Source organism: Geminicoccus harenae (assembly GCF_019800005.1).
GTDB classification, from domain to species: domain Bacteria; phylum Pseudomonadota; class Alphaproteobacteria; order Geminicoccales; family Geminicoccaceae; genus Geminicoccus; species Geminicoccus harenae.
On sequence record NZ_JABGCL010000033.1, the window covers coordinates 1 to 20541 of the forward strand.

14 protein-coding genes, 1 tRNA gene and 5 pseudogenes are annotated in these 20541 nt (G+C 68.3%); 14 read left to right on the top strand and 6 right to left on the bottom strand.

Features of this window, described 5'->3' with window-relative positions; all coding sequences use genetic code 11:
- Window positions 1–223: 223 nt before the first annotated feature.
- The 3 pseudogenes from HLA95_RS22435 to HLA95_RS29220 form a co-directional block, all read right to left on the bottom strand.
- Window positions 224–1344: pseudogene (locus HLA95_RS22435) on the bottom strand (ABC transporter permease).
- Between the two features lie 3 nt (window positions 1345–1347).
- A pseudogene (gene rbbA / locus HLA95_RS22440) lies at window positions 1348–3930 on the bottom strand (ribosome-associated ATPase/putative transporter RbbA).
- Window positions 3927–4768: pseudogene (locus tag HLA95_RS29220) on the bottom strand (HlyD family secretion protein); the annotation flags it as partial. The pseudogenes HLA95_RS29220 and rbbA, both read right to left, overlap by 4 nt.
- 45 nt (window positions 4769–4813) lie before the next feature.
- Here HLA95_RS29220 and HLA95_RS22450 point away from each other — a divergent pair.
- From HLA95_RS22450 to HLA95_RS22460, 3 genes are all read left to right on the top strand, one after another.
- The gene (locus tag HLA95_RS22450; RefSeq protein ID WP_191057634.1) at window positions 4814–4975 is read left to right on the top strand and encodes a hypothetical protein; all 162 of its coding nucleotides are present in this window, start codon (window positions 4814–4816) and stop codon (window positions 4973–4975) included.
- Between the two features lie 188 nt (window positions 4976–5163).
- Window positions 5164–8496: a beta-phosphoglucomutase family hydrolase gene (locus HLA95_RS22455; protein WP_191057635.1), complete on the top strand. Its 3333-nt coding sequence runs from the start codon at window positions 5164–5166 to the stop codon at window positions 8494–8496.
- A 187-nt stretch (window positions 8497–8683) separates the two neighbouring features.
- On the top strand, window positions 8684–9076 hold the full coding sequence (locus HLA95_RS22460) for a response regulator (protein ID WP_191057636.1): 393 nt from the start codon (window positions 8684–8686) through the stop codon (window positions 9074–9076).
- 86 nt (window positions 9077–9162) lie between these two features.
- Here HLA95_RS22460 and HLA95_RS22465 read toward each other — a convergent pair whose 3' ends face one another.
- Window positions 9163–9684: a ferritin-like domain-containing protein gene (locus tag HLA95_RS22465; RefSeq protein WP_191057637.1), complete on the bottom strand. Its 522-nt coding sequence runs from the start codon at window positions 9682–9684 to the stop codon at window positions 9163–9165.
- 287 nt (window positions 9685–9971) lie between these two features.
- Here HLA95_RS22465 and HLA95_RS29225 point away from each other — a divergent pair.
- The 4 genes and pseudogenes from HLA95_RS29225 (at window position 9972) to HLA95_RS22495 (ending at window position 13045) form a co-directional block, all read left to right on the top strand.
- Window positions 9972–11773 (top strand): annotated as a pseudogene (locus tag HLA95_RS29225) (methanol/ethanol family PQQ-dependent dehydrogenase).
- Complete coding sequence (locus HLA95_RS28520) at window positions 11754–12122, top strand: hypothetical protein (protein ID WP_255592173.1); 369 nt, start codon at window positions 11754–11756, stop codon at window positions 12120–12122. The pseudogene HLA95_RS29225 and the gene HLA95_RS28520 overlap by 20 nt, the downstream one beginning before the upstream one ends.
- Window positions 12123–12136: 14 nt before the next feature.
- A pseudogene (locus HLA95_RS28525) lies at window positions 12137–12678 on the top strand (cytochrome c oxidase assembly protein).
- Complete coding sequence (locus HLA95_RS22495) at window positions 12671–13045, top strand: c-type cytochrome (RefSeq protein ID WP_191057640.1); 375 nt, start codon at window positions 12671–12673, stop codon at window positions 13043–13045. Before HLA95_RS28525 ends, HLA95_RS22495 begins: the two are co-directional and overlap by 8 nt.
- A 74-nt stretch (window positions 13046–13119) precedes the next feature.
- Here HLA95_RS22495 and HLA95_RS22500 read toward each other — a convergent pair.
- Window positions 13120–13195, bottom strand: a tRNA-Arg gene (locus HLA95_RS22500).
- A 133-nt stretch (window positions 13196–13328) separates the two neighbouring features.
- Between HLA95_RS22500 and HLA95_RS22505 the strand changes: the two genes are divergently transcribed.
- Genes HLA95_RS22505 through HLA95_RS22515 form a run of 3 tightly spaced genes read left to right on the top strand, consistent with a single transcriptional unit; the run spans window position 13329 to window position 16735 of the window.
- The gene (locus tag HLA95_RS22505) at window positions 13329–14717 is read left to right on the top strand and encodes an aldehyde dehydrogenase family protein (protein WP_191057641.1); all 1389 of its coding nucleotides are present in this window, start codon (window positions 13329–13331) and stop codon (window positions 14715–14717) included.
- 22 nt (window positions 14718–14739) lie between these two features.
- Window positions 14740–16071: a TrkH family potassium uptake protein gene (locus HLA95_RS22510; RefSeq protein WP_191057642.1), complete on the top strand. Its 1332-nt coding sequence runs from the start codon at window positions 14740–14742 to the stop codon at window positions 16069–16071.
- Complete coding sequence (locus tag HLA95_RS22515; RefSeq protein WP_191057643.1) at window positions 16064–16735, top strand: potassium channel family protein; 672 nt, start codon at window positions 16064–16066, stop codon at window positions 16733–16735. The genes HLA95_RS22510 and HLA95_RS22515 overlap by 8 nt, the downstream gene beginning before the upstream one ends.
- Before the next feature lie 15 nt (window positions 16736–16750).
- Here the strand turns inward: HLA95_RS22515 and HLA95_RS22520 are convergent, their stop codons facing one another.
- On the bottom strand, window positions 16751–17167 hold the full coding sequence (locus HLA95_RS22520) for a response regulator (RefSeq protein ID WP_222184602.1): 417 nt from the start codon (window positions 17165–17167) through the stop codon (window positions 16751–16753).
- Window positions 17168–17532: 365 nt separating this feature from the next.
- On the opposite strand from HLA95_RS22520, the gene HLA95_RS22525 reads away from it, so the two are divergent.
- From HLA95_RS22525 to HLA95_RS22540, 4 genes are all read left to right on the top strand, one after another.
- The gene (locus HLA95_RS22525; RefSeq protein WP_191057644.1) at window positions 17533–17829 is read left to right on the top strand and encodes a ribbon-helix-helix domain-containing protein; all 297 of its coding nucleotides are present in this window, start codon (window positions 17533–17535) and stop codon (window positions 17827–17829) included.
- 69 nt (window positions 17830–17898) lie between these two features.
- Complete coding sequence (locus tag HLA95_RS22530) at window positions 17899–18294, top strand: VOC family protein (protein ID WP_191057645.1); 396 nt, start codon at window positions 17899–17901, stop codon at window positions 18292–18294.
- 31 nt (window positions 18295–18325) lie between these two features.
- Window positions 18326–18892 (top strand): gluconate 2-dehydrogenase subunit 3 family protein, encoded by a 567-nt coding sequence (locus tag HLA95_RS22535; RefSeq protein ID WP_191057646.1) that lies wholly within the window; start codon window positions 18326–18328, stop codon window positions 18890–18892.
- Between the two features lie 17 nt (window positions 18893–18909).
- A complete protein-coding gene (locus tag HLA95_RS22540; protein WP_191057647.1) occupies window positions 18910–20481 on the top strand; it encodes a GMC family oxidoreductase in 1572 nt (523 codons plus the stop codon).
- Window positions 20482–20541: the final 60 nt, after the last annotated feature.

Sequence of the window (20541 nt, forward strand, 5' to 3'; positions counted from 1 at the left end):
GCCTGGACATGCCCGGTGCGCAGCAGGCGATAGAGGTCTTCCAGGTTCATGCCTGCCACCTTTCCTGATCGAGAGCCGGCTCCGAGGCGCCAGAGGCAGGCTAGCTACTTTCCGTCCCGGTCGCACGCGCCCGTTTCCAACGGTGCCGGTGGTCGATGGCGGCCATCCCGGCCGGCGACACGGCGCCGCCGGTGGCAGCCGGGCCTCGAACAGTGGGGCGGCGTCAGCCGGCACCGTTCAGGGTGGTACGGAAGCGGCGGAGTGCCAGGGCGAACAGGACCGAGCCGATCAGGATCAGCGCCAGGAATTGCGGCCAGACCACCGCCAGCCCGGCGCCACGGTACAGGATCGCCTGGGCGAACATGACGAAATGGGTCGTGGGTGCGGCCAGCATCACGTACTGGACGAGCTCGGGCATGCTTTCCCGGGGCGTGGAGCCGCCGGAGAGCATCTGCAGCGGCAGCATCACCAGGATCAGCAGGAGGCCGAACTGCGGCATCGAGCGCGCGATCGTGCCCAGATAGATGCCGAGCGAGGTCGTCGCCAGCAGGTGCAGCGTGGCCCCGGCCAGGAACAGGGTGATCGAGCCTTCGATCTGCACGGCCAGCAGGCCCTGCACGATGAAGAGGAGGGCGAAGGCGCAGGCTCCCAGCACGACCAGCGCCATCGACCAGATCTTGCTCGTCATGATCTCGAAGGGTGTGACCGGCATCACCAGGAGATGCTCGATCGTGCCGTGCTCGCGCTCGCGGATCAGGGCAGCGCCGGTGAGCACGATCGAGAGCATGGTGACGTTGTTGATCACCTGAATCACCCCGCCGAACGAGGACTTGTCCAAAGTGGGGTTGAATCTGGCCCGCAGCGCTAGCTCGACCGGCGGCGTCGAGCTGGCGCGATAGCGCTGGAGGAACGTCGTCACTTCGTCCAGCACGATCGTATGGATATAGCCGCTGCCGGTGAAGGCCTGCCTCATGCGGGTGGCGTCCACATTGAGCTGGAGGGTCGGCCGGCGCCCGTCCAGGAGATCGCGCTGGAAGTCCGGCGGGATGTCCAGGGCGAACGTGTCCAGGCCCGCATCCATCCGCGCGTCCATCTCTGCGGTGGTGATCAGTTCCGGCTGGAGGAAGTAGGGCGGGTAGAAGGCGCTCGTGATGCGGGCGGACAAAGGCGAGCGGTCCTCGTCGACAATGGCGATCGCCGCCTTGTTGAGCGTCTCCGGCACCGCCGAACCCCCGAATAGATCACATAGCTGAACGCATAGACGATCAGCAGCAGCATCATCGGGTCGCGGGCGAGGCTCCAAAGCTCCTTGATGCCCAGATGCAGGATGTTGGCCAGGCGCATGACTCAGCCATCCTGCTTCTTCAGGAGCAGCACGCACAAACCCGTCAGGACCGGCACGGCGATCAGCAGCGGGATGAACGCCCCCGACAGGTCGCCGAACTGAAGGGCCTTGGAGAAGACCCCGCGCGAGATGGTCAGGAAGTGGGTGGTGGGGAAGACCTGGCCCACCACCGCGCCGGCACCCTCCAGCGAGGAGACCGGGTCGAGCAGGCCGGAGAACTGGAGTGCCGGCATCATCGTCACGATGGCCGTGCCGAAGATCGCGGCGATCTGGCTGCGCATGAAGGACGAGATCAGCAGGCCCATGGCGGTCGCGGCGAAGCAGTAGAACAGCGCGCCCAGGGCCAGGGTCCAGAAGCTGCCGGTCAGGGGAACGCCGAACAGGGTGACGGCGATCAGCGTCAGCAGCAGGAAGTTGAGCATGGCGAGCACCACGTAGGGCAGCTGCTTGCCCAGGAGGAACTCCAGCTTTGTGGTCGGCGTGGCATAGAGGTTGACGATTGAGCCCAGCTCCTTCTCGCGCACCACGCTGAGAGCTGTCAGCATCGCCGGCAGCAGCAGGAGCAGGATCGGGATCACCGCCGGCACCATCGCCACCAGGCTCTCGAGGTCGGGATTGTAGCGGAACCGGGTCTCGATATTGACCGGGGCTCGTGCTTTGGTCCGGCCGGACAGCCACAAGGCATGCATCCCCTGCACATAGCCCCGCACCGTCTCGGCGCGCGCCGGCATGGCGCCATCGATCCAGGCACCGATCTGGACCGGGCGGCCACGGGCGATGTCGCGGGCGAAGCCCGGCGGGATCTCGATGGCCAGGCTGATCTCACCGGCGCGCATGCGCCGGTCCAGGTCCGCGTAGTCGGTGATGGGCGGCTGCTCGATGAAATAGCGGGAGCCTGAGTGTTCCAGCGTATAGTCGCGGCTGGTCGTGGTCTGGTCGCGGTCCAGCACGGCGAAGGTCAGGTCCTCCACGTCCATGCTGATGCCATAGCCCATCACGAACATCAGGATGACGCTGTCCAGCACCGCCAGCGTCAGGCGGATAGGATCGCGGCGCAGCTCCAGCGCCTCGCGCCGGCTGTAGCTGAACATGCGCCGCGGGTCGAAGAAGCGCTGCCGGCGGGGCGCCTCTTCCTGGGGCGCCGGCAGCGCGGCAGCAGGGCCGAGCACGGCCTGCCCCGGGCTTTCCCCAGCGCGCTCCTGGACGGCATCTTCCAGCTAGCCGACGAACGCATCCTCGAGCGAGGCTGCCCCGCGCTGCTCGACCAGGGCCTGTGGCGTGTCGCTGACCAGCACCCGGCCGGCATGCATCAGGGAGATGCGGTCGCAGTGCTCGGCCTCGTTCATGAAATGGGTTGAGATGAAGATCGTGACCCGGTCGTGGCGCGCTAGGTCGATCATGATCCGCCAGAAGCCGGCCCGCGCCACCGGATCGACGCCGGAAGTGGGCTCGTCCAGGATCAGCATCGCCGGCTGGTGGATCATCGCCACGGCCAATGACAGGCGCTGGCGCTGGCCGAGCGGCAGGGCCGCCGGCAGCGTATCGATGACGTCCTCGAGGCCGAAGCGCGCGGCACTCTCGGCGATGCGCCCGGGGATCTCCGGCTCCGGCATCTGGAAGAGGCGGGCGTGCAGCTCCAGGTTCTGCCGCACCGTCAGCTCGCGATAGAGCGAGAAGGCCTGGCTCATGTAGCCGACCCGCCGGCGCGTCTCGAGGTCGTTCGCGTCGACCTCATGGCCGAACAGCCAGGCCTGCCCCTCGGTCGGCTGGAGGAGGCCGGTCAGCATCTTCATGGTGGTCGACTTGCCGCAGACGTTGGAGCCGGGAAAGCCGAAGATCTCGCCCCACTCGATGCGGAAGCTCACATCGTCGACCGCGGTGAAGTCGCCAAAGCGCATGGTCAGGCCCTGGGCCTCGATGGCGACCCCCGCCGCCTCGTCCATATAGGCCGTGGCCACCACCACGCTCATGCCCGGCCGCGCCTGCCGGATACGGTCGATCAGCTCCCAGAACTGGCGGCGGGACAGCGGATCGACGCCGGTGGTCGGCTCGTCCAGGATCAGCAGGTCCGGGTCATGGATCAGTGCGCAGCACAAGCCCAGCTTCTGCTTCATCCCGCTGGACAGTTTGCCGGCCGGCCGGTCCAGGAACGGCCCGAGCCCGGTGCTCTCGGTCAAATCGGCGATCCGGCGCTGCCGCTCGGCCCGGCCCGGCCCGAACAGCCGGCCGAAGAAATGGAGGTTCTCCGCCACGGACAGCGTCGCGTAGAGATTCCTGCCCAGGCCCTGCGGCATGTAGGCGATGCGCGTGCAGACGGCCCGGCGGTGCTCGGGCTCGGCCATGTCGCCGCCCAGCGCTTCCACCTTGCCGGCCTGCACCGCACGCGCGCCGGCGACCAGCGAGAGCAGGCTGGACTTGCCGACGCCATCCGGGCCGATCAGGCCGACCATGCAGCCGGACGGGATGTCGAGGCTGACGGCGTCCAGGGCGATGGTCTTCCGGTAGCGCTGGCTGACGCCGGTCAGGCGCACGACCGGGGCCGCGTCGCGCCCGGCCATGGCGACCGGCCCGTCCGGAGGGCTCATAGCGGCACGTTGACCTGCAGTCCGTCCGGCCACTCGGTCTCGGGGTCGAGCCTGATATATGCCATGCCCGGCAGGCCGGTCTTCACGTCCTGGATGTATTTCTGCAGGAGCTCCGGCGGGATCCGCGCTTTGACCCGGAACATCAGCTTCTGGCGCTCGTCGGCCGTTTCCACGGTCTTGGGCGTGGACTGGGCGACGTCGGCCACGAAGGTGGCGTTGGCCGGGGCGACATATTGGGGAGCCGCATCCAGCACCAGATGGACCTCGGTGCCGAGCGTGACGCGGCCGGCCGCCTCGGTGGGCAGGAAGAAGGTCATGTAGACGTCGCCGAGGTCGACCAGGTTGAGCACGGTGCCGCCGGCCGGCAGCACCTCGCCCGGCTGCGCCACCCGATACTGCACGCGGCCGTCGCGCGGCGACTTCAGCTCGCTGTCGTCGATGTCCGCCTGGATCCGCTCGATCGTCGCCCTCACCGCATCGACCGCCGCCTCGGCGTCCACGATCCCGGCCTAGGCCACCTTGATGGCGACCTCCGCCGCCGCGACCTGGGCTTGCGCCGCGCTGGCACCCGCCCGTGCGGCCTCAAAGCTGGCCCGGTCATCGTCCAGCACCTGGATGGCGGCGGTGCCGCGCCTGGCCCCTTCCGTTTCCGCCTCGCGCTGCGCCACGGTGGCCACCGCCGCCTCATGCTCGGCCTTGCGCTGCGCCACCAGAGCCTGCGCCGTGCCGACGCCGATGACCGCCTGCTGGAGCTGGGCCTCGGCCTCGCGAAGCTGAGCACGCAGCACCGCCGTATCCATGCGGGCAGCACCTGACCGGCCGTGACGAAATCGCCCTGACATCGTCATCTTCCCAGCAGGTGCGATGGGATGCCCCCCTGGGCATGAGCCGGCCGGTCGTGATCCCGATCCTGTTCGTGGCGCTGGCCGGCTTGCTCCATGGCGAGCACTGCCCCCGGCGGGTCTGCCGGATCTCGATGCGGGGCCGGTACCGCATCCCCCGCCTTGGGTCGATGACGCCCTGGTTCTGCCGTGCGGCCGCATGAGTGCGACGCGGAGGAGTTGCCCCGCGGCCGACCCCGGGCGGGCGGACGGATACCCTGCCCAATTCCGGAACGGATGATCGACGGGGGCAATACCGGCCGGTAGACCCGGATCGAGTGCAGGGCGGTTCTCGGGCCGCCGGGCCAGGGGAAGATCGCCCTTCCCGCCTGCCATCCATCGGAGACAGCCAATGTCCAGCGGCCCGGCCGGTCCCGCCGAGATAGAGGTCACGCCCGGACGCTTCGATGCCGTCGCGTTCGATCTGGACGGCGTGCTCACCAAGACGGCCCTGGTGCACGAGGCTGCCTGGAAGCAGGTGTTCGACGGCTTTCTCGAGCGACGCGCAGCCCGCGACGGGCGGGCCTTCGTTCCCTTCGACGGGGACGACTATCGCCGCCATGTCGACGGCCGGCCGCGTGACGACGGGATCAGGGCGTTCCTGGAGTCCCGGGGCCATCTCCTCGCCGAGGGCAGCGCCGATGACGGCCCGGACCAGGACACGGTCCAGGGACTGGGCCGCCGGAAGAACGCCTTGTTCACCGAGCTCCTGGAGCGGGACGGCGTCGAGGCCTATCCGCACGCGGCAGAACTCCTCCACCGGCTGCGCGCGGCCGGCATCCGCACCGCCGTCGTGTCCGCCAGCAAGAACTGCGCGGCCGTCCTGCAGGCTGCAGGCATCGCCGAGCTCTTCGATGTCCGGGTCGACGGGCTCACCCGGGAAGCGATGCACCTGCGCGGCAAGCCCGCGCCGGACACGTTCCTCGAAGCCGCCCGGCAGCTCGGCTGCGACCCTGCCCGGGTCATGGTCCTGGAGGACGCGCTCGCCGGCGTGGCGGCCGGGCGGGCCGGCGGGTTCGGCCTGGTCGTCGGCGTGAACCGGGACGGGGATTCGCAGGCACTGGCGGCGCACGGGGCCGATGTGGTGATCTCGGACCTCGGGCAGATCCGGGTGCCGGGCGCGGACGGTGCGCACGGACGATCGCAGGCACCGGCCCTGCCTCGGCTCCCGGCCATCGCGTCGGGAACGCCCCTGCCCTGCGACGGCCTGCTGGACGAGATCGAGGCCGGCCCCTGGGTCCTTTCCTATGAGAGCTTCGACCCGGCCCTCGAGGGGCAGCGGGAAGCGCTCTTCGCCCTGGGCAACGGCTATGTCGGGACCCGGGGTGCCGCGGTGGAATCGGTCGCCGACAGCGTGCATTATCCCGGCACCTATCTGGCCGGCGGCTATAACCGGCAGGTCTCCCGGATCTCCGGCCGCCCGGTCGAGCACGAGGATCTGGTCAACTGGCCGAACTGGCTGCCGATCACCGTCCGCCCCAACGGGGCATCCGGCTGGCTCGACACCAAGGGCGGTGCCGAGATCGTCCAGTACCGGCAGGACCTGGACTTGCGGCGCGGCCTCTACCGCCGGATCGTGCGCTTCCGCGACCGCCATGGCCGGGTGACCCGGCTGGAGGAACGCCGCTTCGTCCATATGCGCGAGAAGCACCTGGCCGGCATCCAGCTCCGCGTCACCGCCGAGAACTGGTCGGGCCTGGTGACGGTATGCTCCGCGCTGGATGGCCGCGTCACCAATGCGGGCGTGCTGCGCTACCGGCCCTATGACGGCCGGCATGTCGAGGTCCTGGACACCGCTACTCCCGCCGCGGACGTGATCGCCCTGGACGCGCAGACCAGGCAGTCGCGGATCCGCATGGTGCAGGCCGCCCGCACCCGGCTCTACCGGAACGGCCAAGCCTTCGAGCCCGAGCGGCGGGTGATCCGGAAGCCGGGCTGGATCGGCCAGGAGCTGACCTTCCATCTCGACCAGGCGCACAGCGTGGAGGTGGAGAAGATCGTCGCGATCTACACCTCGCGCGACCGCGCCATCACCGAGCCCCGGACGGACGCGGTGACCGCCGTCACGCGCGCCGACCGCTTCGCCGTCCTGCTCCGCCAGCACGCCTTCGCCTGGGTGCAGATCTGGCGGTTCTGCGACCTGGACTTCCTCCAGGTGGAGGGCGAACCGGACGACAGCACGCACCGGATCGTCCGGTTGCATCTGTTCCACATCCTGCAGACCGCCTCGCCGCATGCCTTCGAGCTCGACGTGGGCGTCCCGGCGCGCGGATGGACCGGGGAAGGCTATCGCGGCCACATCTTCTGGGACGAGCTCTTCATCTTCCCCTACCTCATCCTGCGCCTGCCGAGGCTGACGCGGTCGCTGCTGATGTATCGCTGGCGCCGCCTGCCGGAAGCGCGCTGGGCCGCACGGGAGGCCGGCTATCGCGGCGCCATGTTCCCCTGGCAGAGCGGCAGCAACGGCCGGGAAGAGACCGACACGATGTACTTCAACCCCCGCTCCGGCGGCTGGATCCGCGACAACTCGCATCTGCAGCGGCACGTCAATGCAGCCATCGTCTATAATATCTGGCACTATTACCAAGCGACCGCCGACCTCGAGTTCCTCTACATCTCCGGTGCCGAGCTGATGCTCGAGATCGCGCGGTTCTGGAGCAGCATCGCCGAGTGGAACCCGGAACGCGGCCGCTACGAGATCCGCGGCGTGGTGGGGCCGGACGAGTTCCACGACGCCTATCCCGACAGGGATGCGCCCGGCCTGGACAACAACGCCTATACCAACGTCATGGCCGCCTGGTGCCTGGAATGCGCCCTGCGCCTGTTCGACATCCTCCCCGACGAGCGCTGCCGCGTGCTCTGCGACACCCTCCGCCTGGACGGGGCGGAGCTGGCCCGCTGGGACGAGATCAGCCGCAAGATGTTCGTGCCCTTCCACGATGACGGCATCATCAGCCAGTTCGAAGCCTATGAGCAGCTCGAGGAGTTCGACTGGGAGGGCTACCGCCAGCGCTACGGCAACATCATGCGCCTCGACCTCGTCCTGGAGGCCGAGAACGACACGCCGAACCGGTACAAGCTGTCGAAGCAGGCCGACGTGCTGATGCTGTTCTACCTGTTTTCCCACGACTCGCTGGCCGCGACCTTCGCCAGGCTCGGTTATGCGTTCAACGGTTCGATCATCCGGAGGAACATCGACTACTACCTCCAGCGGACCTCGCATGGATCGACCCTCAGCAGCGTCGTCCATGCCTGGGTGCTGGCCCGCTCGTCGCGGCGCGATTCCTGGGCGCTGTTCCGCGAGGCGCTGCGCAGCGACATCGAGGACGTCCAGGGCGGCACCACGGCCGAGGGCGTCCATCTCGGCGCCATGGCCGGCACGGTCGACCTCCTGCAGCGCTGCTATTCGGGCCTGGACCTGCGCGGCGACGAGCTCTGGTTCGAGCCCAGGCTTCCCGACGAACTGGACCGGCTCCGCTTCCAGCTCCGCTATCGCGGCCACTCGCTGCGGGTCGACATCACCGAGGACTGCCTGGAGATCGTGAGCGACCCGGTGGCGAGCCCGCCGATCACGATCAGGGTGGGGCGCGAGACCCGCTCGCTGGCACCCGGAAGCACGGTGCGATTCGATACGGCGCCAACAGCCGGCAAGCCAAACGCGCCGGCGACCGCGGCCTTGCGCTAGAATGTCGCTCCTGCGCCTGGGGGTCCGTCGACCTCGGGCCCACGAACTGGCGCCTGTCCGGCCCGGCATTCACGTCACGGCTGGAAAGACACGGTTTTTTCGTGCACTTGCCGGCTGGAACCATGTCCAGGGAACCTTCGCACCGCCCGCACGTTGCAGCTCTGGCTAGCGGGAGTCCGGGTGGATCATGGGTATCGAACGACGCAGCGCCCCCTTGCGGGGTTGGCGCATCCTGGTCGCGGAAGACGACTATTTCGTGGCGGACGAACTCGTCCAGGTGCTGGAGCGCGCCGGCGCCCAGATCGTCGGCCCGGCCGCCGATCTGCGCCAGGCGAACCAGATCGCCCGCTCCGGCGCGATCGATGCCGCGATCCTGGACGTGAACCTGATGGGGCAGCTCAGCTTCCCGGTGGCGGACACGCTTACCGAGCATGGCGTGCCCTTCATGTTCGCGACTGGGTACGACCCGGCCATCGTCCCCTATGCCTATCGGGACGTGCCCTGCTTCACCAAGCCGCTGGCAGCCCGCGCCATCGTCGCGGCGATGGCGGCAGCCCGGCCGGTTCAGGCAGCGTACTAGGGAAACAGGCGTCCTGCCTGCCGGCGTGTGCAGGGATGGCAGGCCGCCGGCGATGGATCGCCAGCGACCTCCATCCTCAGCAGCGGTCAGTGGCTGGCGTCCGCGCCGGCGACGCTGAGCTGCAGGTAGCGGTCGGTGACGGCGGGCAGGTTCTGGTCCACCCAGGCCGCCATGGCCTGCTCCTCCTTCAGGGACGCCTCCAGCAGCGGGATGGCGTTCTGGAAGCCGCCGCGCTGGGCGATCTCGATCAGCGACTTGTAGGCGGCGATCTCGTAGTTCTCGAAGGCGAAGTTCGCGAACGAGTTCTTCAGGATCTCGTCGCCGGCCACCGTATGGCCCAGTGCGGCCATGTTGCCCATGAACGAGGCGCCCAGGTCCTTCATGGCCGAATGGGACTCGTTCAGGGATTGGAGGATCTGCTCCAGCCGGCCGATCTGGCCATTGGTTTCCTCGACATGGGTGCGCAGCCGCTGCGCCACCTCCGGATATTTCTCGAGCCGGTCCAGCTGCCGGTTCATGATCGACAGGGCCTGGTTCTCCAGCGCATGGGCATTGCGCAGGCCGTCGACGAAGATCGAGCGGACGGCCTCCGGGCTCAGAACCACCATGATTGTCTCCTTCATGCTCGCAGAGCTTCGACTGCCCGAGAAATAGCCTGGAGCCCCGTGAGGTTCCTGGCGCAGTGGCGCCGATAATTTCAGCTCGACTTATGTAGTTCAGCCCACATCAACCACATCCTGATGAGCTTCCACGGCTCGATCATGAGGCGTGCAAGCACTCAACAGGGCTGCCCTGCCGCGCTCGCGGTCGCGATGGGGAGGATGGCAGGTACCGGGAACACTTGGCCGGCATGGATGCTAAGGTGGAAGATCCTCGGGTCGGATGGCGCCTGCGCATGCCGTTCTGGCTCGCACTGTTGAGGTGGCCGTCGTTCTGGGCACGGCTCCGCCGGTTGCAGCGCAGGAAGCCCTGCCCTGCCCTGCCCGTGCCACCGGCCCCGGCAGCGCCGCCGGACGATGGCCAGTGGACAGCACCCGCGAAGAACCACGCCAACACGCGCTACAGCGAACTGGATGAGATCGACACCGGCAACGTCGCCCGGCTGACCGTGGCGTTCACCTTCTCCACGGGCGTGAACCGCGGGCAGGAATCGGCGCCGCTGGTGGTGGGTGGCACCATGTAGCTGGTCACGCCCTACCCGAACATTCTCTACGCACTCGACCTGACCAAGCCCGGTGCCCCGATGAAGTGGCGCTACGAGCCCAAGCCCGCCGCTGCGGCACAGGGGGTCGCCTGCTGCGATGTGGTCAATCGCGGGCCGACCTATGCCGACGGCAAGGTCTTCTACACCACGCTGGACGGCCATGTGGTGGCGGTGGATGCGGCGACCGGCGGCGAGGTCTGGAAGGTCCGGGTCGGCGACATCAACACCGGCGAAACCCTCACCATGGCGCCGCTGGTCGCCAAGGGTAAGGTCTATGTCGGCAATTCCGGCGGCGAGTATGGCGTGCGCGGCTGGATCCAGGCGCTGAGCGTCGAGGACGGCAGCACGGTCTGGAAGGCCTACAATACCGGCCGGACAAGGACGTGCTGATCGGCCCGGAATTCAGGCCGTTCTACGCGATGGACCAGGGGGTAGACCTGGGCGTCAGCACCTGGCCCCCCGATGCCTGACAGCAGGGCGGCGGCAATGTCTGGGGCTGGCTGTCCTTCGACCCGGACCTCAACCTGCTCTACCACGGCACCGGCAAGCCCGGCCCGTAGAACGCCGAGCTGCGGCCGGGCGACAACAAGTGGACGGCGGGCATCTTCACCCGGGATGCCGACAGCGGGGCCGCACGCTGGTTCTACCAGTTCAGCCCGCACGACCTCTTCGACTGGGACGGGATCAACGAGAACATCCTGCTGGACCTGACTTGGCAGGGGCAGCCGCGCAAGGTGCTAGTCCGCCCCGAGCGCAACGGCCATGTCTACGTGCTCGACCGTACCACCGGCGAGGTCCTGTCCGCCGAGCCGTTCCATCACCTGACCGCCACACAGGGCGTCGACCTGAAGACCGGCCGGCTGCGTTACGTGCCGGAGAAGGCGCCGCAGATGAACCGGGTGGTCCGTGACATCTGCCCGACCGCACCCGGTGCGAAGGACTGGAACCCGTCCTCCTTCTCGCACCAGACCGGCCTGCTCTACATCCCGCACAATAACCTGTGCATGGACTGGCAGGTCGAGAGCGTCAGCTGCATCGCCGGCACGCCCTGTCGGCGCCGAGGTCCGGATGTATCCCGGCCCGGGCGGCCATTGCGGCGTGCTGACCGCGTGGGACGTGCTCCAGGCGAAGAAGGTCTGGGAGATCCCGGAGGACTTCCCGCTCTGGAGCGGGGCGATCACCACTGCGGGCAGGCTGGTCTTCTACGGGACCATGGATGGCTGGTTCAAGGCGGTGGATGCAAGGCCGGCAAGGTCCTCTGGCAGTTCAAGACAGCCTCGGAGATCATCGGCCAGCCCACACCTATCGCGGTCCGGACGGCCACCAGTATGTCGCGATCCTGTCCGGGGTCGGCGGCTGGGCCGGTTCGGTCGCCGCTGCCGACCTGAACCGTGCGCGACGGCACCGCCGCCAAGGGCTTCGTCAACGCGATGCGCGACCTCCCCGACGTCACCACCAAGGGAGGGACGCTCTATGTGTTCAAGCTCCCTTAGGCTGGCCCTGGCCGGCCTGCTGATGCTGTTGGCCTCCGCCACCGCGCAGGCCCGCGAGCTCAGGGTATGCAGCGACCCGAACAATCTGCCGTTCTCCAACGAGCGGGAGGAAGGCTTCGAGAACCGGATCGTCGACCTGCTGGCGAAGGATCTGGGCGCCACCGTCTCCTACACCTGGTGGGCACAGCGGCGCAGCTTCCTGCGCAACACCCTGCTGGCGCGCGCATGCGATCTGGTGGCCGGCCTGCCCAGTGCCGCCGAGATGGTGAAGGTCACCCCGCCCTATTACCGCTCCTCCTATGTCTTCGTGACCCGACCGGATCGGCCGGAGATCACCTCGCGCACATGATCGAGCACGAGCTCATGGTGATCGCGGCCGCCCCCCTCCTGGTGGTCTCCCGCCCGCTCGGCGCCTTTGCCTGGGCGCTGCCGATCGTCTGGCGGCGCGGTCTGGGCCGGATGGGCCGATGGCGGTTCCTGGCGGCATCATGGCGCTGGCTGACCAGTGCCGGCGTCGCCACCATTCTGCACGCGGCGGCCCTTTGGGCATGGCACCAGCCGGACCTGTTCGCCGCCGCGCTGGAACGGGACTGGGTGCACTGGCTGCAGCACGCCAGCTTCCTCGTCACCGCCCTCCTGTTCTGGTGGTCGATCATCGACGGCCGGGCGCGGAGCTATGGCCGGCCCTGTTCTGGCTGTTCGTGACCATCCTGCAGAGCGCGTTCCTGGGCATCCTCCTGGCGCTCTCGCCCAGGCCCTGGATCCCCCGCCAGACCGACCTCCTGGCCGGCTTCGTCATGTGGGTGCCGGGCGGCATGGTCTATGTCGGTGTGGCGCTCGCCCTGGCCGCCGCCTGGATCAGGCATGCCGGCACCGAGGCGCGCCGGCGGCAGACCTATGCCTGACCGCCGCCTCATCGGCTCGGCCGCGGTCCTGGTCCTGCTTCTGGCAGGCGCAGCGGTCGCCCTGACCGCCGATCCCCCGCTGGACGAGCTGTTGGGGCAAACGCCACGGGCCCACGAGCTGATGCGCCGCTATGGCTGCGCCGGCTGCCACAAGATCCCGGGCGTGGCGGCCGCACGCGGACTGGTGGGCCCCTCCCTCGAGGGCCTGTCACAGCGAATCTATCTGGGCAGGGTCGTGCGGAACACGCGCGAAGGCCTCGTGAACTGGATCGTCGACCCGCGCGCGCTCGCTCCGCACACGGCGATGCCCAACACGGGCATCAGCCGCCAGGAGGCGCAGGAGATCGCCGACTATCTCCATCGATGAGGCGGGATCGGTCAGCAGCAGCCTGGGTCCAGCCCGGCGCCACCGCACCTTCGGTTCTCACTTCTGATCCGGAATGGCGCGCCCGAGAGGGATCGAACCTCTGACCTCTTGCTCCGGAGGCAAGCGCTCTATCCGCTGAGCTACGGGCGCGTCAGGCCGCGTTGTTAGCGCCCCTTGTCGGGAAGGGCAAGCCTGCTCGCAAAGCACAGCCGGGGGTGCGCGGACCGGGGCCGGCGGCTAGGATGGCGCCTGTTCCGCCCCTCAAGATCGATTCCGGGCCAGCATGACCATCCAGCGCACCATCTCCCCCGTCGACCAGTCCGTCTATGTCGAGCGCCCGCTCGCGGACGGTGCCACGATCCAGGCGGTCCTGGACCGGGCGCGTGCGGCCCAGGCGGCCTGGCGTGCGGTCCCGCTGGAGGAGCGGATCGCGGTGGTCGGGCGGTTCGTCGACGCGGTGCTGGCGCACAAGCCGGAGATCGCGGAGGAGATCACCTGGCAGATGGGCCGGCCGATCGCCCAGGCGCCGGGCGAGCTCGGCGGCTTTGCCGAGCGGGCGCGCTACATGATGGGCGTGGCGCCCGAGGCGCTGGCCGACCTGCGCTTCGACGACAAGCCGGGCTTCACCCGCTTCATCCGCAAGCTGCCGGTGGGCGTGGTGTTCGTGATAGCACCCTGGAACTACCCCTATCTCACTGCAGTCAACGCGGTGGTGCCCTCGATCCTGGCCGGCAACGCCGTGATCCTGAAGCACAGCGCGCAGACGCCGCTCACCGCGGAGCGGTTCGCGCAGGCGTTCAAGGAGGCCGGCCTGCCCGAGGGGGTCTTCCAGTATCTGCATACCAGCCATGCCGACGCGCTGGGCATCATCCGCGCCGGCCAGGTCAACCATGTCAGCTTCACGGGCTCGGTCGCCGGCGGGCATGAGATCGCACGGGCGGCGGGGGAGACCTTCATCTCCACGACGCTGGAGCTGGGCGGCAAGGACCCGGCCTATGTCCGCCCCGATGCGGACATCCAGCACGCGGTCGAGAATCTCGGCGACGGCGCCTTCTTCAACTCCGGCCAGTGCTGCTGCGGCATCGAGCGGCTCTATGTGCACGAGGCCGTCTATGACGCCTTCGTCGACGGGCTGGTCAGCTTCGCCGCCGGCTACCGCCTGGGCGACCCGACCTCGCCCGAGGTCAATATCGGGCCGATGGCCAAGGCCCGCTCCGCGGACTTCGTCCGTGATCAGGTCGCCGACGCGGTCGCCAAGGGCGCCCGCGCGCTGGTGGATGCCGGCTCGTTCCCGATGGACGAGCGCGGCTCGGCCTATATCGCGCCGCAGGTCCTGACCGGGGTCGACCACGACATGAGCGTGATGCGTGACGAGAGCTTCGGCCCGGTGGTGGGGGTGATGAAGGTCAGGAGCGACGAGGAGGCCGTCGCGCTGATGAACGACAGCCCCTATGGGCTCACCGCGGCGATCTGGACCTCGGACCCGGAGGCGGCCGAGCGGATCGGCGACCAGATCGAGACCGGCACCGTGTTCATGAACCGCTGCGACTATCTCGACCCGGCACTCGCCTGGACCGGGGTCAAGGACACCGGCCGCGGCGTGTCCTTGTCCAAGCTGGCCTATGACCACCTGACCCGGCCGAAGTCGTTCCACCTGCGCACCCGGACCTGACGGAGCGAGCGGGCGACCCGCGATGATGCGGGGCATCCAGGATCCGACCCGGTTGGTGCCCCTCGCCTTTTTGGCCGTGGTGCTGGTCGGCACGCTGCTCCTGATGCTGCCGGTGGCCCGGGCCGGCCCCGGCAGCGCGCCCCTGCTGACGGCCCTGTTCACCGCCACCTCGGCCGCCTGCGTGACCGGGCTGATCGTGGTCGACACCGGCAGCTACTGGTCGCCGTTCGGCCAGGTCGTGATCCTGTTCCTGTTCCAGCTGGGCGGGTTCGGGATCATGACCAGCGCCACCCTGCTGGGCATGCTGATCTCGCGGCGGATGCGGTTTCGCCGCCGGCTGATCGCCCAGGCCGAGACCCGCAGCCTGGCGCTGGGCGATGTCACCGGCATCCTGCGCCTGATCCTGCGGGCGACGCTGGTGGTCGAGGCGGTGACGGCCGCCATCCTGATCCTCCACCTGCATCTCAACCATGGCGAACGGTGGGGCGAGGCCGCCTGGCACGGCCTGTTCCACGCGATCTCGGCCTTCAACAATGCCGGCTTCTCGACCTATCGCGACAGCCTGATGGGCTTTGTCGCCGACCCGGTGATGCTCCTGTCGATCATGCTGGCGGCGGTGATCGGCGGGCTGGGCTTCCCGGTCCTGTTCGAGCTGCGCCACGAACTGCGCCATCCGGCGAGCTGGTCGATCCACACCAAAATCACGCTGGCCGGCACCGCCACCCTCCTGGTGGGCGGCACGGTGCTCATGGCGCTCTACGAGTGGGGCAACCCGGCCACGCTCGGCCGGCTGGAGCCGCTCGACCGCCTGGTGAACGCGCTGCTTCTCTCGGTGATGACGCGCAGCACCGGCTTCAACAGCGTCGAGATCGGGATGCTGCAGCCGGAATCGCTGCTGGCGAGCTATGGCCTGATGCTGATCGGCGGCGGCAGCGCCAGCACCGCCGGCGGCATCAAGGTCACCACCTTCGTGCTGCTCTGCCTGATGGCGCGCGCGGAGATTCGCGGCCAGACCGATACCACCGCCTTCAACCGCCGCATCTCGGCTCATGCCCAGCGCCAGGCGGTGACGGTGGCGCTGTTCGCCCTGCTGGCCGTGGGCATCGGCACCCTCCTCCTGCTCTCGGCGACCGAACTGCCGCTGCGCGACGCGCTGTTCGAGGTGATCTCGGCTGCCGCCACGGTCGGCCTTTCCACCGGGGTCACGGCGGAGCTGACGCCGTCTGGCCAGCTGCTCATCACCGCCCTGATGTTCACCGGCCGGGTCGGCACCGTCACGCTGGCGACGGCTTTGGCCCTGCGCGAGCACAAGGTTCCCTTCCGCTATCCCGAGGAGCGCCCGATCATTGGCTGACCCCATCATTCCCGAAGGCGACGGCGTGGCGGTGATCGGCCTCGGCCGGTTCGGCAGTGCGGTGGCCGAATCCCTGGTCCGGCTGGGCCATGACGTGCTGGCGATCGACGCCAATGGCGAGCTGGTGCAGCGCTGGGCGGAGCGGCTGACTCATGTGGTGGAGGCCGACTGCACCAGCGTCGACGTGCTGCGCCGCTTAGGGGTCCACGAGTTCCACCACGTGGTGGTCGGCATCGGCACCCATATCGAGGCGAGCGTGCTGACCGTGCTGGCGCTGAGCGAGCTGGGCGTGGGCGACATCTGGGCCAAGGCGGTCAGCCGCAACCATGGCCGGATCCTGGAACGGACCGGCGCCCATCACGTGGTCTATCCCGAGGCGGAGATGGGCGAGCGGGTCGCCCATCTGGTGACCGGCAAGATGATCGACTTCATCGAGTTCGACGACGGGTTCGCGATCGTGAAGACTCGGGCACCCCGTGCGCTAGTCGGCCGTACCCTGGCCGAATCCGGGGTGCGCCAGAAATACGGGATCACGGTGGTGGGGGTGAAGCGGCCGCGCGAGGACTTCACCTATGCCCGCCCGGAAACGCTGGTCGAGCGCGGCGACCTCCTGATCGTGTCGGGCCCTACCCGGAAGACCGAGGCCTTCGCCGCACTGACCTGAACAGGGCGGGCGGCTTCAGGCCTGGCCGGCGCGGATCTGCTCCAGCCGCCGGCCGAGCTCGCTCCACACCATCGGCTTCAGGATCCAGCCGAGCGGCTGGGCCGCCTCGGCCCGGGCACGGGTTTCCGGATCACCGTAGGCGGTGACGAAGATGGAGTGGATCCCGTAGCGCTGCAGGATCTCGACCGCGGCGCTGACGCCGTCCAGCCGGCCCTGGAGCCGGATGTCCATCAGCACCACGGCCGGCCGCTCGCTGCCGCACAGCCGCACCGCCTGGTCGGCGCTCATGGCGAGGCCCACCACCTCGTAGCCCGCCTCCGACAGGGCGGCCTCCATCTCGATCGCCACGAGCCAGTTGTCCTCGACGATCAGCACGCGCCGGTCATCGTCGGCATGGCCGGCGCCGCCCTGTTCCGGCCTGCTTGCGGCCACGATCCCTCCTTCGTCCGTCGACGAGATTCGCAAAGCCAGGCGCCGATGGTGCACCGAACCGGCCGCCGGCTGTTCCGGCGGCAGATGCAGTCGCACGTCGAGGCGAATGACGGCGCTCGTCTTCTGTCGGCCGGGGATTTCTCCACGGTCGGAGCCGTTCAAATCGCCGGATCACTATTGATCAACTCTCCAGCAAAATCATCATCCTAAATGCAATTTCTGGACACTCGATCATACCATTACCGGCAAACCCCGGCTGAAGAGCATGAGGGCTGCCTCCACCTGCCGCGCGGCGCAGGAGCAGGGCGCTTGCTCTCCTTCGGGGCGAGCCTATCCTCCCACTGGGACGTTCAGGGAGAGCCCCCATGTGCCGGATCTACAGCGCCACCGATCCGAAGCTGTACGAGCAGGTCACCAGGTCGGTCCGGCTTCATGGTGCGGTAACCAGCATCCGGCTCGAGGCGCGGTTCTGGACGATCCTGGACGAGATCGCGCAGCGCGAGGGCATCACCACGCCGCGCTTCGTCACCAAGCTCCATGACGAGGTGCTCGATCGCGAAGGCGAGGTACGCAACTTCGCCTCGCTCCTGCGGGTGGTCTGCACGATCTATCTGGACCAGGTGAAGCCGGCCGCCCAGCCGGTGGCGGCCGTCGCGGCGTAGTAGGGCCGTACTACCACCTTTCCTTCAAAGCCCTTTAGATTGGCTTGAAAGAAGGACAGGGAGGTGGTGATGGCCAAGGCCATCCATTCGATGCTGCGGGTCCTGGACCTGGAGCGCTCGGTCGGCTTCTACGAGCGCGCCTTCGGCCTGAAGGTCGCCGACCGGTTCGATTTCGACAGCTTCACGCTGGTCTATCTGCGCAATGCGGATGCGGATTTCGAGCTGGAGCTCACCCTGAACAAGGGCCGCACCGAGCCCTACGACCTGGGCGATGGCTACGGTCATCTGGCGTTCGCCGTGGACGACCTGCAGGCCCAACACGATCGCATGGCACAAGCCGGTGCGGCGCCCACGCCGACCAGGGAGCTGTCGCAAGGGGGCCGGCCGCTGGCCCGCTTCTTCTTCGTCCAGGACCCGGACGGGTACAAGATCGAGGTGCTGCAACGGCAGGGCCGCTACCAGTGAGTCCAAAAGCAAGCAGTGAGGGAGGCTGAGGATGGGCACCCAGCGAATCTATGAGAACCGGCGGGCCTTCCTGCGCAAGCTGGTGCAGGGCACCGCGACCGTGGCCATCGCAGGCGGCACGGTCTCGATCGTGGGCGTGGACGGGGCCTGGGCCATGTCCATGCAGAGCATCGACGCACACGGCGCGAAGACGCTGCTGCGCATGGCCCGGCTGATGTATCCGCACGACCAGCTCGGCGACTTCTATTACGCCAAGGTGGTCGAGGACCTGGACGGCGAGGCGACCGGCTCCTCGGATGCCGCCAGGCTCCTGAAGAACGGTGTCGCAGTGCTGGACGAGGCGTACGACCAGCCCTGGATCGAGCTGTCCGAGGGCTACCAGCTCCAGGTGATGGAGAAGATCTCGGCGGACCCGTTCTTCCAGAAGGTCCGGGCGGCCACCGTGGTCTCGCTCTACAACAACCCGACCCTCTGGCCGGTGTTCGCCTACCAGGGCAGTTCCGCCGAATATGGCGGCTATCTCGACCGCGGCTTCGACGACCTCGCCTGGGGCGAGACCCCCGACGAGGACGCCAGCCCAGAAGCGTACCGGGGCTGAAGGGGGAGGAAGCGGCGATGGCCAAGTACGACCTGAACGACGACCATGTGGTGGTGATCGTCGGCAGCGGCGCCGGCGGCGGCACGCTGGCCAACGAGCTTTGCCAGAAGGGCATCGACGTGGTGCTCCTGGAGGCGGGCCAGCGCCAGGGGCCGGACACGTTCGTCAACGACGAATGGGCGTCCTTCTCCCAGCTCGCCTGGCTGGACAAGCGCACCACCTCGGGCAGTTGGCGGGTGGCGCGGGACTTCCCGAACCTGCCGGCCTGGATCTGCAAGACGGTGGGCGGCTCCACCACCCACTGGGCGGGCGCCTCGCTGCGCTTCCAGGAACACGAGTTCAAGGCACGCACCACCTATGGCGCGATCGACGGCGCCAACCTGCTCGACTGGCCGATCACGCTGGCCGAGATGGAGCCGTACTACGACCGGGCCGAGCAGAAGATGCGGGTCACCCGCACCAACGGCTACCCCGGCTTGCCCGGGAACAACAATTTCCGGGTGATGTACACCGGTGCCAAGCGCCTGGGTTACAAGACCGTCCATACCGGGCGGATGGCGATCAATTCCACGCCGTCGGACGATGGCCGCGCCTCCTGCCAGCAGGCCGGCTTCTGTTTCCAGGGCTGCAAGTTCGGCGCGAAATGGTCGACCCTGTACACGGAGATCCCGGCGGCCGAGGAAACCGGCCGGCTGGACCTGCGTGCGGGCGCCCAGGCGCTGAGGATCGAGCACGACGCCAGCGGCAAGGTGACGGGCGTCCTCTACGCCGACGAGAAGGGCGACCAGCACCTGCAGAAGGCGCGGGTGGTGTGCGTGGCCGGCAACTCGATCGAGAGCCCGCGCCTGCTCCTGAACTCCGCCTCGTCGATGTTCCCGGACGGGCTCGGCAACTCGTCCGGGCAGGTCGGGCGCAACTACATGCGCCATACCACGGGCTCGATCTATGCGACCTTCGAGAAGCCGGTATTCATGTTCCGCGGCACCACCATGGCCGGGATCATCCAGGACGAGGCGCACCACGACCCCAGGCGCGGCTTTGCCGGCGGCTACGAGCTGGAAACGCTGTCGCTGGGCCTGCCGTTCATGGCGGCCTTCCTGGACCCGGGAGCCTGGGGCCGCGAGTTCACCCGTAAGATGGACCAGTATGCCCACATGGCAGGCATGTGGATCGTCGGCGAGGACATGCCGCGGGAAACCAACCGGGTGACGCTCAACACCGAGGTGAAGGACCAGTTCGGCCTGCCGGTCGCCAATGTCCATTTCGACGACCACGAGAATGACGAGCGGATGCGCAGCCACGCCTTCCGCCAGGGCAGCGAGGTCTATCGCGCCGCGGGTGCGCTCGAGGTCTACGAGGTGCCGCCCTACCCGAGCACCCATAATCTCGGCAGCAACCGGATGTCGGCCGAGGCGAAGGACGGGGTGGTCAACCGCCACGGCCAGAGCTGGGACGTGAAGAACCTGTTCGTCTCGGACGGCAGCCAGTTCACGACCGGCGCCACGGAAAATCCGACGCTCACCATCGTGGCGCTGGCGATCCGCCAGGCGGAGTTCATCCGGGACGGCATGGCGAAGAACGAGATCTGACGGTCCTCGGCCCGGGCGCGTGCGGTTCCCGCGGCGCGCGCCCTTCCTTCATGCCGGCTT